The organism is Iodidimonas gelatinilytica, from assembly GCF_008579125.1.
GTDB lineage: Bacteria > Pseudomonadota > Alphaproteobacteria > Sphingomonadales > Rhodothalassiaceae > Iodidimonas > Iodidimonas muriae.
Genome location: NZ_BKCL01000005.1, coordinates 177,043 through 190,535 on the forward strand (window position 1 = coordinate 177,043; position 13,493 = coordinate 190,535).

Below are 13,493 nucleotides of genomic sequence, written 5' to 3' on the forward strand. Positions count from 1 at the left end.
CATGAGCCCAATGACAAGGCAGTTTTTTCAAATTCTTTCTTCCAGCTTACATCCCATTGGGGTGATCCTGCTGGTTTCGGCCTTTATCCTGCCCCTATCCAACGCGCCCCATTCCGGTGCCGTTGCCGCCACCATCATTCCCAGAGACAAGCCCGAGCCGCCCGCCCATTTCCTTCGCGGCGCCACAGGCCAAGCCTATATCACGGCCTTTGATCAGGCGTCAAAAGGCCGGATTGATAAAGCCTTGGCTGCCTTGCCAAAAAGTGCCGACGATCTTGAGCGCGATTTGATTTTATGGACTGCCATCATCAAAGGTGGTCGGGGCGATTTTGCGCAGATGCGGCACTTTTACCAAACCCATAGCGATTGGCCTTTGCCAGACACGTTGAGCCGCGCTGTTGAGGATACCATCCGCTCCACCACAGCAGACAAAGACATTCTGACATGGTTCAACGCCCATCCGCCCCAATCGGGAAAGGCCCATATTCATTATGCCACGGCCCTTTTGCGGGCCGGACGGCAAAAGGAAGGCGTACACCATCTGAAAACCGGTTGGCGCACAGCCAATCTTTCCAGCCCGGAAGAGCGCCAGATTCTGTCCCGCCACGGAGCCCTTCTAAGCACCGAAGACCATATTGCCCGAGTGGATCATCTGCTCTGGCAACGCGCCCGCCAACAAGCCATGCGGCTGGTGAAGCTGTTGCCGTCCGACTATCAGGCATTGGCAAAGGCCCGCAATGCTTGATGGCCTTTGCCTATAATGTGGACCGTGCGGTGGCGGCGGTGCCCGACCATCTGAAATCCAATGCGGGGCTGGTTTATGATCGCGCATATTGGCGGCGCATCAAGGGTAAGAATGAAGGGGCCGAGCAGCTTTTGCTGGAAACCGAAGTGGATGGCCGAAACATCGGACGCTCGGATCGCTGGTGGCGGGAGCGGCATTTTCAGGCCCGCCGTGCCATGAAGGAAGGGCGGTATGATGCCGCTTATCGTCTGGCTGCAGAGCATGGCCTATTGGATGGCTACGACAGACAGGCAGACGGGCAACAGGAAACCGACCTATCCGACGAACTGCCCCGCCGGACCCGCGCCCAGATTGCCGAGGCAGAATGCTGGCAGGATGGATTGCCCTGCGCTTCAAAGACCGTCCGGCACAGGCTTTGGAACATTTCCAGACCCTGAATTCCGTTGTGACCCTTCCTGTCAGCTTGGCACGTGGTGCCTATTGGTCGGCCCGCGCCGCCGAAGCGATGAACGATCCGGCTTTGGCGCGGCGTTGGTATGAAACGGCGGCCCTTTATCCCACCGTGTTTTACGGCCAATTGGCGGTGGACCGTTTGGGCGATGCTTTGAATGCACTCAAGACCCGCCCCCTTGAGCCAAGCCCACAGGCCCGCACCCTGTTTGAACAAAATCCTTTGGTGAAAGCCGCCCGCATTTTGGCCAAAATGGGACAAGATTATCCATTGGGTTTGTTTGTGCGCCATTTGGCACAACAGGCCGATACCCCCGAACAAAGCATTCTGGCAGCCAGCCTTGGCCAAGATCTGGAACGACCGCAAATGGGGGTGATTGCCGCCAAAGCCGCCGTGCAAGACGGGGCGATCATGATGGAAAACGGATATCCGGTGATTGCCCTTGCGGATGCTCCGGCAGACAGCCACAGCCTTATTCTTTCCATTGCCCGCCAAGAAAGCCAATTCAATCCCAAAGCCATCAGCCATGTGGGGGCGCTGGGGCTGATGCAATTGATGCCGGCCACAGCCAACCGCATGTCGCGCCAACTCCAAAAGCCTTATTCCCGGGAAAGGCTGCTCAGCGATCCTGCTTATAATCTGGAATTGGGCAGCACCTATTTTGCGCAGCTTTTAAAGCGCTATGATGGCGCCCCCATGCTGGCCTTGGCCGCCTATAATGCCGGAGCGGGATCGGTATCACGCTGGCTGAATGATTATGGCGATCCCCGCATTCAGGCGACCGACCCCATCGATTGGATTGAAATGATCCCCTATAGCGAAACCCGCAATTATGTTCAGCGGGTTTTGGAAGCTGCGCCGGTTTATGCCCTGCGCTTGGGCGATAGTGTGGCCGGGAGCGATGGTGGGGACGAAACAATCACGCTGACATCTTTTCTCCAGCGTGGACGAAAGGCCGGACCGGATGGATATATGCCCCGGCCCAAGCCTTTGCCCGAATTGCCCTTCATCATGCCGGTTTCCAACGAAACCGCCCCCACCATGCCCGGCGGTTGACTTTCCTGTCGGGCATCCATGTTTGAACGCCAGACCGTAGAACATCCCGACCGCCCGAATATGTGTCAGGATTTTACGCCGCATTACCTTGTGGATAAGGACAAGGCTTAGCGCTTGTCACGCCCGTCATCATCCTTATGGCGCTTGCGCATATTCTTATGATCGCGGTCCATATCGCCGCGTTTTTGGAATGCGCGCATTTCTTCCCGGCTCAACACCCCGTCACCATCGGCATCCAGCTTATCGAACATGCGGTCTTGACGATCCTTGCGCTGTTGTTCGCGCATGGCTTTATGGCCCGCCTTCATTTCTTCCAAGGTCAGGCTGCCATTGCCGTCTTTATCACTCGCTTCAAAACGTTTCTTGTGAAAGGCCTCTATTTCGGCCCATTCAACGCTGCCATTTTTATCGGCATCCAGTTTTTTCAACATCGCCGCAGCCATGTCTTTTTTCATGCCGTGACCCTTGTCGCCATGATGGGCAGCCAAGGAAACACCGCTGGCAAAAACCAGCCCGATGCCACCCAAGATTAACCCTTTATAGGTCTTGTTCATAAATTCTCTCCTCGCAATCAAATGAATGAAGCGACCATACCCTGTGCATTTGCCGCCATCTGTTGTGATACGCGCCACGCACAACCAATCCTGCGTTTATACAGCATCCGGTTCCAGCCAACGCACCAAAACGGGCCGGGCCAAAACACCCAAAACGCCGCCCACAGCCACGCCCAGAAGATCGACCAGGAAATCGTCAAGGGCCATCTGGCGGCCCACAAAGGGTTGGATGATTTCAATCAAAGCGCCAAGGCCCGCCGCACACGCCAGATAAAAAAGACGCCATGTAAGCGGCCGTGAAGAAAGCCCCAGAACAAAAGCCAGAATGAAATAAGCAATAAAATGCTGAAGCTTGTCGGAAATATCGAGCTCAAGGGAAGAGGTGACCGGATAAAGCGACCCGAAAATAATGTTAAGAGCAACAGCCACAGTCACAAGGCGCCGAAACAACTTTAAAAGGGTGTGGCGCATAAACGTCTCTTTCCATATGTCGCCCCCGCCTGCCCCTTCACATCACTGATGGAAAAGGCAGGCAGAGGATGACCGGTCTCTTTCACGATCCGGTTTTAATGTGCGCCTTCTTCAATAAAGGCCCGGATATCCTTGAGAAACTGATCGCGGGATTCATCGTGAAGATACATCATATGGCCCGCGCGATAATAGTCATAGTGTATACGTTCAGGCACCAGCCCGACTTCCGATAAGGCATTCTCCGCGCCGAAGAACGGCGTGGCGAAATCGAAATATCCCGCACTTACCAGCACACGCATATCCTTGTTATAGCGCATGGCTTGGCCGATCTGCGGCACCACATTGATGAACCGCCCGCCATTGGGAGCGCGATCCCCCAATTTCCAATCCCATTTGCGGAAGGCATCGGGGCTAGAGGCGAAGTAGGGCCGGTCCATGCGCACCCCAAGATCCGTCTGGAAATAATCGCTGATAGCCGCAACATAAGCATTGCCAATACTGGCCGCTGCAGGGTCCGTTTCATAAAATTCCCCCACAGCATCGGGCTCTTCCCCCAGATAGCGGCTATCAAGGCGACCCACCACCTGACGGTCATCGCGCATCAGTTCTTTGAAGAACCGGAACACCTGAATCCGCATATTCGCCTTATCCAGCCAATCGGTTTTCAGCCCGGTATAAGCATGAAGCTTCGAAATAATCCGCTGGCGCTCTTGCGGGTCCAGCCGCGTGCCGGCGATCAATGCCGTTGCATAATCATTGCGGGCGAAATCACGCACCTCATCCAGAAATTCTTCAAGATTTTCTGGCTTTTGCGGCAATTTATCATGATACCAAGCGGTGGCGGCATAGGTGGGCAAGAAGCTTACATAAGACATGATATTGCCCTGATTGAACCGGCTGTTCTGATAATGCAGAACAGCGGAAATCAGCATCACGCCATTCACGCCAATCTGGTGCCGGCGCCCGCCCAAAGCATCCAGAAGCGGCCCCATGCGCAAGGTGCCATAGCTTTCGCCCGCGATATAAATTGGTGAATTCCAACGGCCATTATCGGAAATCCATTGATGGATAAAGGCGGCGATGGAGTCTGCATCTTGGCGAACGCCGTAAAAATCCGCGTTGTCTTTCTTACCCAAAGCACGGCTATAGCCGGTGCCCACCGGATCGATAAACACCATATCCGACACATCGAGAATGGTATCGGGATTATCGACAACCGGATAAGGCGGCGCACCATCATCTTGTGCATCGCTTGGCACCACCACCCGCTTGGGACCAAAAGCCCCCATATGCAGCCATAAAGAAGCAGAGCCGGGCCCGCCATTGAACAAAAAGGTTACGGGCCGTTTTTTAGAGGCAGCGCCCCCTTTTGCCAGATAGGCCACATTGAAAAAAGAGGCCGTCGGCTGGCCGTCATCATCGCGGATATAGGTTTCCCCGGCCACCACCTGATAGCTGATGCTCTTGCCGTTGAACCGGCCATTATGTTCGGTCACGAACTGCTTTGGTGCAGCCATATTGGCCTTGTCAGACTCATCCGATGTGCGTTTTTGCGCCCAGCCTGTCTGCGTTACCAGACAAAGCAAAAGCCCGGCCACAGCCCATTTTTTAATCATTCCAACCCCCTATAAAATTGACGGTAATCAAACATAAAGGCTTCTTGACCAAACTGGCAAGAAACGCTCTCTAGACAACAACATAGCCTTCTGACATAGTTCCAAAATGATGCTAATATTAGCCGCGAACCGTAATACTGCACTTTCTGGACAAAAACTTAACCGATAATAATGCGCCCTCTCTTTTTTAAGTACTGATCATGGCTCCTTGGCTACAATCCCCCCTTGATATTCTTTTCAATTACTGGATGTCCTTGCGGGGGGCAGATGGTCAGATTCCACAAAAGAGCCACCTTAATCCGGTGAAATTCAAAGCTGTTTTGCCCGATGTTTCCATTTTGGAACGCACAGGAAAAGAGAACTATACATACCGGCTCATCGGCTCGGATATTTTACAAAGATTCACAACACTTTCATCCGGGATCAATCTTTTCGATCGTCTTGACCCAAATAGCGCAACATTTATCAGCGACTGGCTTGAAGCCATTTTTCATCTTCCCTGCGCGGCCCATTGCCACTATGTCGCGCGGTATCCGACGGGGTTGAAACGGAACATGTCCTCTTTATATCTGCCGCTTGCAGATAAAGACGGCACCCTTCGTTTTCTTTTGGCCTATCATCGGGCAACCGCACTTGAAGGCTATTCCGCGACTGTCCATGAATCCAATATTGAAATGGAACAGATGATCGTCACGCCGATTGACTTGGGAAGCGGCGTGCCCGACCTTCCCAAGACCTTGAATGACTAATATTCATTCTCTTAAAGGGTGCCGGATCAACAGGCATTACGACTAGGGACCAGAATGGACCACCCACAAGATATTCTCGGAATTGCCAGTATCATTCAACTGGCGGTGGCCCCTGTATTTTTGCTCGCAGGGATCGGGGCCATACTCAATGTTCTGGCTTTGCGCCTTGCCCGCGTGATTGATCGCGCCCGGGTTTTAGAAGCTGCCTTTCCCACCCTTGATGATGAGGAAAAAACCCGCAGCCGCAGAGAATTGCGAACATTGGACCGGCGTATGCGCGTGGTTCAGGGGGCCATCAGCCTGTGCACCACCTCGGCGCTTTTTGTCTGTGTGGTAGTGATGGTTTTGTTCATTTCCAATCTCCTGACCCTTGATTTCGCAAATACGGTTGCGCCCCTGTTCATTCTGGCCATGAGCCTTTTGATCGGAGGACTTGTGCTGTTTTTGGTAGAAATTTTTCTGGCCACAAAAGCCATTCAGGTGCGCCGAGAATATTTGAAAACAAACGAGCCAATGGCACCAGTAAAGGGCCAGGCATCCCGTCGGCAATAATCACCCCCGCTCAAGCCCCGGCGGCATCCATATCATCGGCCTTTAAAGGCCCCAAAGCACGAAGCCGCGCCCGCATCGCCTGATCCGGTTTCAGATCAAAGGCGGGCGGGATTACCAGCGTGGAAATGCCGCTTAGCCGGGCTTCGGGCAATCGGGATAGTGCAATTCGCTCCATTCGTACCGGCATCATGGCCAACATGGCCGCTTCATAAATGATCACCTCGTGATCCATGCCATAGCCATCGGCCATCAGCTTTTCCATCAACAAAGACAGACGCGCTCGATCAGTTTCAAAGTGCGTAAGGCTGATTTCCCCGGCCAAGCCCACCTGCCACAATATCAGGAGTTTTGCCGGATCGATGCGGTTGCAGTAGATCAGATATTGTGTCGCTTCCATGCTTTGGCTGCCATGGGTGCCGGGGTCCAGCCCAAGATCAGCATAAAGACAATCCTGTGCAGAAATGCCCGGCTCCATACGCGCCTCAAACCCTTCATCACGCGCCGCCTTGATCGCCCAATGGGGAACGCAGGCGAAAATACCGGGATGGCCATAAGCCACCAGGCACACCGATTGTCCGGCGCGTACCGCCTTTATTACAGCATCCACCATATCGCGATAGCTTTGCGGGCGATATTTGCCCGGCGCATAATGCTTTTGTAAGCTGGTCAAGGAAGAATTGAGCCCCGACAGCCATTGTTCACATAAGCCATCCACCAGGCAGAAAACATGATCCGCGTTCACAATCTCGCTTTTTGCGATCGCCGTAATCTGTCCTCCCAGAACCATGCCGGTGCCAACGACCACCAGCCGTCCACACTCGTCAGGCATAGGACATCCTTTTAAAGGTGATCGCCTTCATAACGCACCTGATCGCGGCCAGCGTGCTTGGCATCATAAAGGCAATTATCGGCCCGGGTGAAAATCGGTTCCAGCTTCGCTTCATGGGGATGGCGTATGGCAACGCCAAAGCTGCCCGAAACTTCAAAGCTGTGACCCAGGGCGCTTGTATCCATCGCCTTGATGGCCTTCCGGCAAATTTCAGCCACGCGCAGGCTTTCTTCAAGCCCGGCACCGGGAAGGCAAAGGGCAAATTCCTCCCCCCCGATCCGCCCGAACAGATCGTTCTTGCGAATTTTATGGCGGCAGATTTCCGCAACATTTTTCAAAACCCAATCCCCCGCCCCATGGCCATAGCTATCGTTGATGGCTTTGAAATTATCCAGATCCATTAAAATCAGGCCCAGATCATCGCCATTGGCAAAGGCATCTTTCACCATTTTATCAACTGCTTGGTTGAAATGACTGCGATTGGCAATGCCGGTCAGGCCATCTCGCTGAGCCAGATTGCGAAAACGGTGGCGTTGCATATTGACAGACACCAACCAGCCAATCAGCGCCACGATCAAAAGCAGGCCAATGATCAATGAAAGTTGCAAATTCTGCCGCTGCTTTTCGCTCAATGCCCGAGACAAAGTGAGCAATTCGTTTTGCTGGTTCAGAATTTGTATTTGTCGCTCTTTATCCTGCGTTGCATAGAGATTCTGATAATAGGCCAAGGCCATGGCGCTGCGATCATCGGTCAAAAATTGGCTGGCTTCCAGATAGATCTTGAACATAGTCAGCGCCGCGGGCAGGTCGCCACGGCGTTCATGGATATCCGCCAATGTTTTGCTGGCATGACGCACAAACAATTTGAGCCCGCTTTGCCTGGCAAGGCTTAAAGCCTCTTCCCCCAGATGAAGGCTCGCATCCAGATCCCCCGAAGCCAGATAAGCCGTTGCCAAGACCGATTTCAATTCAGCAATATGATAGGCATAGCCCACCTCTTCCGCATCGGGCAAAGTGCGTGAGGCAATGGCAATGGCTTGCTCTGTATCTCCGCCATCAAGGGCCAAAGCCGCCAGATTGGCGCGGGCGGAATTAACGATCAGCTTATTGCCAATGTCCGAACAAAAGACCTCGGCATCTTTCAGCCAGTCCAGGGCCGCATTCCAATTACCTGCCATACGCTCGGTAATACCAAGCTCCACAAGGGCAAAGCATTCCGATCGGGGAAATTCGCTTTCCCGGGCCAATTGCAGCATCTGCAGGCCCTGAGACACGGATTGTTCATAAGCACCGGCATCGCGGAAAGCGACCATTGCCGGGTGCATAAAACCTGCTTTCAAGCTAATATCCGTAATCTCATCCACAAGCGCCAAATTTTTCTGAATTATGGCGAACATCTGATCATAATCACCCAAAGCATTATAGATCGACGATTCTATGGAATTTGAAAGGGCAAGCGAATTAACTGACAAGTCCTCTCTCGACAAACTCTCAAGAATTTTCAGTGCCTTGGAATATTGCCCGCGAATCGCCAGTAGTTTTGCCTGAACGATTTGAAGCCGATAGCGCTGCTGATTTGAAAGGCTGTCGGAAAGCGCGGCAATCTGGTCTAACAGCACGCCACCCTCAGCGGGATCGGTGCTCACCAGTTCATTGGCTCTGACCAACATTGCGTCGATCTCAGCGGAATCCGCAGCCATCGCCACAGGCATCAGGGCAAGCCAGATGGTTACGGCAAAACCCGCCGCCAACATCCCTAATCTGCCCCTGTTCTGCTTGGGCACGTTAGTTACTTGCTATTATTGTCATCGTAGGGCGGAACATAAATATTCAAATAAATATTCTTTACACCCGATGCCTTCTTGATGCCTTCCATATCGCAGGTGCGAATCATTTTGCACTCTGCGTCCGTCAGCCCAAAGGCTTTCATAGTCCCATCAGGATCGGCGATATATTGTGCCCGATATTCTGAATCTTCCCCCAGCTTTGTCATAAAATCTAATAATTTCGACATTTTTCCCCCGGCAATCTGCTCTTGCAATCCGGGCACCAGCGCGCACCTCGATCACGGCTCATCAACACTGCGTATAAAAACTTACCTTTCCTTTAATACTCTTATTCTTCATATCTTTTCAATCAAGACGTGCGCGCCTCCATTTGTGCGGCTGCGTCTTCCAAGGCCGTGATGCTCCCCTCCATGATCAGGGGAATAAAGCGGCTAATCTGCTCGATGGGCCAATCCCACCAGGCCAGCGCCAAAAGACGGGCGCTCTCTTCCGGCGAGAAGCGCATTTTCACGATACGTGCCGGATTGCCAGCCACAATGGCGAAGGGCGGCACATCTGCCGTTACCACAGACCGGCTGGCAACCACCGCCCCATGACCGATGGTCACACCGGGCATGATCAGGCTTTGATAACCGCACCACACATCATGGCCCAAAACCGTATCCCCGCGTGAGGGATTGTCATGCAACAAAGCCATATGCCGTTCCCAATCCGCGCCAAAGATGGGAAACGGGAAGGTCGAGATACCATTTGTTTTGTGATTGGCCCCGTTCATGATGAAGGTGGTGCCAGTGGCAAGGGCGCAAAAACGACCAATGCGTAACAGATCGCCCACATGGTCGAAATGATACAAAACATTGTCTGTTTCAAACCGCTCAGGTGCTATCGGATCATCATAATAGCTATAGTCGCCCACATGAATATTGGCACGGCTGATCAAAGGCTTCAGCCATTGAACCCGCGGGGCATGGGGCAAAGGATCAGGGGATGCGGGATCCGGAAACCGCACCTTATCATCAGGCATCACCCGCTCCATCATTGATGGAGATGTCCAAGCTTTGAAAAGCAGTGCTCTTAAAACGCAAAAGGGAGGCCGCGGCCTCCCCTTAAGTGATTCAAAAATCAATCGGCCCAATCAGGCGAGTTGAAGATTCACGGCAGATGTGCGGCCGCGACGGTCTTCTTCGAGGTCATAGGTGACCTGCTGATTATCATCCAGACCGGAAAGACCGGCGCGTTCAACGGCAGAAATGTGAACGAACACATCTTTGCCGCCTGTCTCAGGCTGAATGAAGCCGAAACCTTTGGTGGAATTGAACCACTTAACTGTACCTTTAGCCATGCTCGTATCCTTTCACGCGATGTCTCAGAAGTCGGTAGCGTCGTAATCGCGCGAAACCAAAATCAGATCAGTCGCAGGTTATTCGACGTGTACGTTCGGGACATCCCGACCGCCTATTTCCTGCTATGTGGAATATCGAAACACGCCGGACGACATTCCGCAGTTAGAGAATGCCGAATCATTGATTGCGACATTCGGCCACAACATAATCTAATTTTCCCAAAATTCAAAGCCCTGTTCCATATCCGACAGGATATTTCTAGTGGACGATGCTTTTATGAACAAAGGCATCCGAAAAGCATTCTAAACAACCCATTGTGTCCTGTTTTTTTTCAAAACCAGAATCGCAGCCCGAACACCACCGACGTCTCTCCCGGATCGCTCCCCCGGGCGCGGGCGAAATCGGCACTGTCGCCCACAAGGCGTTCCCATGAGATCCCGATATAGGGGGCAAATTGGCGCCGCACCTCATAGCGCAGGCGCAGCCCCACTTCAGCACTGGAAAGACCGGCACCGATGCCCGATTCCTCGATATCCTGCGCCGCGAAATTAAGCTCGATCCGGGGTTGCGCCACAAGCCTTTGGGTAAGCATCAGCTCGTATTCCGTCTCCACCCGCGCCGTAAGGTCGCCCTTATCGCTGAGAAACAAGGCTCCATCCAGCTCGAACCAATAAGGCATCAGTCCCTGAAGCCCCAGCACCGCATAGCTGCGTGAAGGCCCCGGCCCCACATCTTGACGCACACCCATTTGAAGGTCGAAAAACGGTGTGATCATGCGGCTGTATAACGCTTGAAACTCCGCGTCATCCACGCCATCTTCGATGGTGCCTTCCCCTTCCATCTTGGTCCAGAATTTATGGCGGTCACTACCGAACCAGCCCTGCATATCCCAAAGAAAAGCGTCATCGCCGTCCATCACCCGATATTCCACCCGGTCGGCCTGCAAAAACAACGTCGCCGGCGTATCGTGAATGGGAAGCGGCCAATCGGCCGGGGCACCGGTCTGGCGCGCGTCCTGTGCGCTGGCGGGAAAGGTTGAAAGGCATATGAAAACGACAGAATAAAGCGCTCTCATGCGTCTTCTCCATCATAGGGTGTCACCTCTACAACGCGGAACATACCCGCCTCCATATGATAAAGAAGATGACAATGAAACGCCCAGCGCCCAGGCGCATCCACATGGATCAAAGCCGACAGCCGTTCACCGGGCTTAACGCTAATGGTATGCTTGCGCGGGATAAGATCGCCATGGCCGTTTTCCAGTTCCATCCACATGCCGTGCAGATGGATTGGATGTTCCATCATAGTGTCATTCACCAAAATCAGCCGCAGACGCTCGCCCAATGCAAAAGGGATCGGGCCATCCACCTCGCTGAATTTCTCCCCGTCAAAGGACCACATATAGCGCTCCATATTACCGGTGAGATGCAGTTCCAGTTCTCGCTCAGGCGGACGGTCATTATAAACCGTGCGCGCCTTCAGATCGGTATAGACAAGCACCCGATGGTCTATAGTCTCCAGCCCTGTGCCCGGCTCGCCAAGGCGGCTGCGCTGCACGGCGGCGACACCCGCACTGCCCGGTCCGTGTCCAGACGGTCCATGTCGGGCGACAATCGGACCGCCCATAGCCATGCTGCCATGATTTTTCCCATGCCCATGACCGGCCGGCATCGCGTCCATATCCATGCCCATATCGGCCATGGTGCGAAGAGGCTGATCGCGCAATGCCGGTATGGCCGCAGACATTCCAGATCTCGGGGCGAGAGTGCCACGCGCATAACCGCTACGATCCATGGCCTCCGCCATCACCGTATAGGCGCGATCGTCTTTTGGAGTTACGATCACATCATAGGTTTCGGCGGGCGCGATCTGGAATTCATCGACCTCCACCGGCTGGACCGGTTGGCCATCGGCGGCAACCACGGTCATCGCCAAACCGGGAATGCGCAGATTGAAATAGCTCATGGAGGCGGCATTGATGATGCGCAGGCGCAGCCGTTCACCGGGCTGGAACAAGCCAGTCCAATTATCATCCGGCCCTGCCCCATTGATCAGATAGGAATAGATATGTCCGGTCACATCGGCGATATCGGCGGGCGACATACGCATCCGCCCCCACGCCATACGGTCGCTGATCGCAGCGCCCAACCCAGTCTCGCTTGCGTCCTTGAAAAAGTCGCCCATCGTGCGTTGCTGGAAATTGAGATAATCGCTGCGCTTTTTGAGCTTCGCCATCACTTTGTAGGGATTATCGAACATCCAGTCCGACAATATCAGAATATGCTCGCGATCATGGTCCATGATATCGGGTTCTTTGGGATCGATCACCAGTGGACCATAATGGCCAAGCTGCTCTTGAAGCCCGGAATGACTATGATACCAATAGGTTCCGCTTTGCCGAACCAAATAACGGTAGGTGAAGGTCTCCCCCGCCTTGATCCCGGGAAAAGCAACGCCGGGCACGCCGTCCATTTCAAATGGCAACAAGATGCCATGCCAATGAATCGAGGTCGTTTCCCGCAAGCGATTATGCACCCGGATGGTCACCGTTTCGCCCTCCGTAAAGCGCAGCAAGGGACCGGGAACGCCGCCATTCAAGGTCACCGCCGTGCCGTGCTGGCCATCGATCTGCACCGGCGTTTCGGCAATGAACAGATCGACGTCGTGGGTGCCGGACCGCGAATCTGTGCGGGGGGTGGCTCCAGGCACATAGCCGGAACCGCCTTTCGCCCATACGGGAATGAAACCCTGCATCAACAACCCACCACCCAGCATGGTGGCGGACCGGATCAAATTGCGCCTCGTGATCATGGAACGTCCTTCAAGCAATAAAAAACACGACCGCCATGCACCGATGGATCCGGCACATTCGTCGGTCAGCGACAGCGGCTTGAAGGCTTCAATTCAGAAGAAGAATAAAGAGAGAAACCAGTGTTTGGGGGAGATAAGGACTTTGTCGGACAGGCGCGACCAAAGGATGGTGCACCGGGTGATCCAAAGCCAATACATGACTGACTGTTCGCAAAAATACCGCATCAAGAGTCAAAAACAGAGTGTCGGACGCTTTTGTCGGCGGTGCAGCCAGTACGTCTACTTTGTCAAAATGCACAGAACACGGCTTTTGCGAGGCGTCATGGCAGGCCGCACCCTGCCCCGATATATCGCTATGGGCGATTGGGTTAGCCCCATTGCCCGGAACACCAGACATGACCATCGGGCCGGGGCACCAGACAGGCACCAGCACCAGCGCCATAACCACAGCCAACAAAACAGACACGCGGTTCTTCTTACCCATAACGCCCGATCCACGGTACAATATTCAAACCATCATACCCCTATG

The 13,493-nt window shown here is 53.7% G+C and carries 16 protein-coding genes; 5 read left to right on the forward strand and 11 right to left on the reverse strand.

Annotation, left to right across the window (positions count from 1 at the left end; genetic code table 11):
* Positions 1-10 precede the first annotated feature (10 nt).
* Genes JCM17844_RS08740 through JCM17844_RS08750 form a run of 3 tightly spaced genes read left to right on the forward strand, consistent with a single transcriptional unit; the run spans position 11 to position 2,252 of the window.
* Complete coding sequence (locus JCM17844_RS08740; RefSeq protein ID WP_150000600.1) at positions 11-745, forward strand: hypothetical protein; 735 nt, start codon at positions 11-13, stop codon at positions 743-745.
* Positions 745-1,182 carry a hypothetical protein gene (locus tag JCM17844_RS08745; protein WP_150000601.1) on the forward strand — a complete coding sequence of 146 codons (438 nt, stop codon included), beginning with the start codon at positions 745-747 and terminating at the stop codon, positions 1,180-1,182. The genes JCM17844_RS08740 and JCM17844_RS08745 overlap by 1 nt, the downstream gene beginning before the upstream one ends.
* Positions 1,110-2,252, forward strand: coding sequence for a lytic transglycosylase domain-containing protein (locus JCM17844_RS08750; RefSeq protein ID WP_150000602.1), 1,143 nt, complete (start codon positions 1,110-1,112; stop codon positions 2,250-2,252). The genes JCM17844_RS08745 and JCM17844_RS08750 overlap by 73 nt, the downstream gene beginning before the upstream one ends.
* 107 nt (positions 2,253-2,359) lie before the next feature.
* Here the strand turns inward: JCM17844_RS08750 and JCM17844_RS08755 are convergent, their stop codons facing one another.
* The 3 genes from JCM17844_RS08755 to JCM17844_RS08765 form a co-directional block, all read right to left on the reverse strand.
* Positions 2,360-2,806, reverse strand: a complete 447-nt coding sequence (locus tag JCM17844_RS08755; protein WP_150000603.1) for an EF-hand domain-containing protein — start codon at positions 2,804-2,806, stop codon at positions 2,360-2,362.
* A gap of 96 nt (positions 2,807-2,902) precedes the next feature.
* Entirely contained in the window at positions 2,903-3,277 is a 375-nt protein-coding gene (locus JCM17844_RS08760) for a VanZ family protein (protein WP_150000604.1), read from the reverse strand.
* A 95-nt stretch (positions 3,278-3,372) separates the two neighbouring features.
* Positions 3,373-4,893, reverse strand: coding sequence for a S10 family peptidase (locus tag JCM17844_RS08765; RefSeq protein ID WP_210431670.1), 1,521 nt, complete (start codon positions 4,891-4,893; stop codon positions 3,373-3,375).
* Positions 4,894-5,093: 200 nt separating this feature from the next.
* On the opposite strand from JCM17844_RS08765, the gene JCM17844_RS08770 reads away from it, so the two are divergent.
* Both JCM17844_RS08770 and JCM17844_RS08775 read left to right on the forward strand, forming a co-directional pair.
* Positions 5,094-5,642, forward strand: coding sequence for a PAS domain-containing protein (locus JCM17844_RS08770; RefSeq protein WP_150000605.1), 549 nt, complete (start codon positions 5,094-5,096; stop codon positions 5,640-5,642).
* 54 nt (positions 5,643-5,696) lie between these two features.
* Complete coding sequence (locus JCM17844_RS08775; RefSeq protein ID WP_150000606.1) at positions 5,697-6,194, forward strand: DUF2721 domain-containing protein; 498 nt, start codon at positions 5,697-5,699, stop codon at positions 6,192-6,194.
* A gap of 10 nt (positions 6,195-6,204) precedes the next feature.
* Here JCM17844_RS08775 and JCM17844_RS08780 read toward each other — a convergent pair whose 3' ends face one another.
* The 8 genes from JCM17844_RS08780 to JCM17844_RS08815 all read right to left on the reverse strand — a co-directional run bounded on the left by JCM17844_RS08780 (position 6,205) and on the right by JCM17844_RS08815 (position 13,406).
* Complete coding sequence (locus JCM17844_RS08780) at positions 6,205-7,023, reverse strand: SAM-dependent methyltransferase (RefSeq protein ID WP_150000607.1); 819 nt, start codon at positions 7,021-7,023, stop codon at positions 6,205-6,207.
* 11 nt (positions 7,024-7,034) lie between these two features.
* Positions 7,035-8,777: a GGDEF domain-containing protein gene (locus tag JCM17844_RS08785; RefSeq protein WP_150000608.1), complete on the reverse strand. Its 1,743-nt coding sequence runs from the start codon at positions 8,775-8,777 to the stop codon at positions 7,035-7,037.
* Positions 8,778-8,812: 35 nt separating this feature from the next.
* Entirely contained in the window at positions 8,813-9,073 is a 261-nt protein-coding gene (locus tag JCM17844_RS08790; RefSeq protein WP_150000609.1) for a hypothetical protein, read from the reverse strand.
* Between the two features lie 86 nt (positions 9,074-9,159).
* The gene (locus JCM17844_RS08795) at positions 9,160-9,834 is read right to left on the reverse strand and encodes a CatB-related O-acetyltransferase (RefSeq protein ID WP_150000610.1); all 675 of its coding nucleotides are present in this window, start codon (positions 9,832-9,834) and stop codon (positions 9,160-9,162) included.
* A 111-nt stretch (positions 9,835-9,945) separates the two neighbouring features.
* Positions 9,946-10,152 (reverse strand): cold-shock protein, encoded by a 207-nt coding sequence (locus JCM17844_RS08800; protein ID WP_042086396.1) that lies wholly within the window; start codon positions 10,150-10,152, stop codon positions 9,946-9,948.
* A 332-nt stretch (positions 10,153-10,484) separates the two neighbouring features.
* Complete coding sequence (locus tag JCM17844_RS08805; protein ID WP_150000611.1) at positions 10,485-11,228, reverse strand: copper resistance protein B; 744 nt, start codon at positions 11,226-11,228, stop codon at positions 10,485-10,487.
* On the reverse strand, positions 11,225-12,964 hold the full coding sequence (locus JCM17844_RS08810) for a copper resistance system multicopper oxidase (protein WP_150000612.1): 1,740 nt from the start codon (positions 12,962-12,964) through the stop codon (positions 11,225-11,227). The genes JCM17844_RS08805 and JCM17844_RS08810 overlap by 4 nt, the downstream gene beginning before the upstream one ends.
* Positions 12,965-13,052: 88 nt before the next feature.
* The gene (locus JCM17844_RS08815; protein WP_150000613.1) at positions 13,053-13,406 is read right to left on the reverse strand and encodes a hypothetical protein; all 354 of its coding nucleotides are present in this window, start codon (positions 13,404-13,406) and stop codon (positions 13,053-13,055) included.
* Positions 13,407-13,493: the final 87 nt, after the last annotated feature.

What these genes read in the sequence shown, in the direction of transcription:
- JCM17844_RS08740 (WP_150000600.1), top strand. Translation starts at nt 11, where the DNA reads ATGACAAGGCAGTTTTTTCAAATTCTTTCTTCCAGCTTACATCCCATT.
- JCM17844_RS08745 (WP_150000601.1), top strand. Translation starts at nt 745, where the DNA reads ATGGCCTTTGCCTATAATGTGGACCGTGCGGTGGCGGCGGTGCCCGAC.
- JCM17844_RS08750 (WP_150000602.1), top strand. Translation starts at nt 1,110, where the DNA reads ATGCTGGCAGGATGGATTGCCCTGCGCTTCAAAGACCGTCCGGCACAG.
- JCM17844_RS08755 (WP_150000603.1), bottom strand. Translation starts at nt 2,806, where the DNA reads ATGAACAAGACCTATAAAGGGTTAATCTTGGGTGGCATCGGGCTGGTT.
- JCM17844_RS08760 (WP_150000604.1), bottom strand. Translation starts at nt 3,277, where the DNA reads ATGCGCCACACCCTTTTAAAGTTGTTTCGGCGCCTTGTGACTGTGGCT.
- JCM17844_RS08765 (WP_210431670.1), bottom strand. Translation starts at nt 4,893, where the DNA reads ATGATTAAAAAATGGGCTGTGGCCGGGCTTTTGCTTTGTCTGGTAACG.
- JCM17844_RS08770 (WP_150000605.1), top strand. Translation starts at nt 5,094, where the DNA reads ATGGCTCCTTGGCTACAATCCCCCCTTGATATTCTTTTCAATTACTGG.
- JCM17844_RS08775 (WP_150000606.1), top strand. Translation starts at nt 5,697, where the DNA reads ATGGACCACCCACAAGATATTCTCGGAATTGCCAGTATCATTCAACTG.
- JCM17844_RS08780 (WP_150000607.1), bottom strand. Translation starts at nt 7,023, where the DNA reads ATGCCTGACGAGTGTGGACGGCTGGTGGTCGTTGGCACCGGCATGGTT.
- JCM17844_RS08785 (WP_150000608.1), bottom strand. Translation starts at nt 8,777, where the DNA reads ATGTTGGCGGCGGGTTTTGCCGTAACCATCTGGCTTGCCCTGATGCCT.
- JCM17844_RS08795 (WP_150000610.1), bottom strand. Translation starts at nt 9,834, where the DNA reads ATGCCTGATGATAAGGTGCGGTTTCCGGATCCCGCATCCCCTGATCCT.
- JCM17844_RS08800 (WP_042086396.1), bottom strand. Translation starts at nt 10,152, where the DNA reads ATGGCTAAAGGTACAGTTAAGTGGTTCAATTCCACCAAAGGTTTCGGC.
- JCM17844_RS08805 (WP_150000611.1), bottom strand. Translation starts at nt 11,228, where the DNA reads ATGAGAGCGCTTTATTCTGTCGTTTTCATATGCCTTTCAACCTTTCCC.
- JCM17844_RS08810 (WP_150000612.1), bottom strand. Translation starts at nt 12,964, where the DNA reads ATGATCACGAGGCGCAATTTGATCCGGTCCGCCACCATGCTGGGTGGT.
- JCM17844_RS08815 (WP_150000613.1), bottom strand. Translation starts at nt 13,406, where the DNA reads ATGGCGCTGGTGCTGGTGCCTGTCTGGTGCCCCGGCCCGATGGTCATG.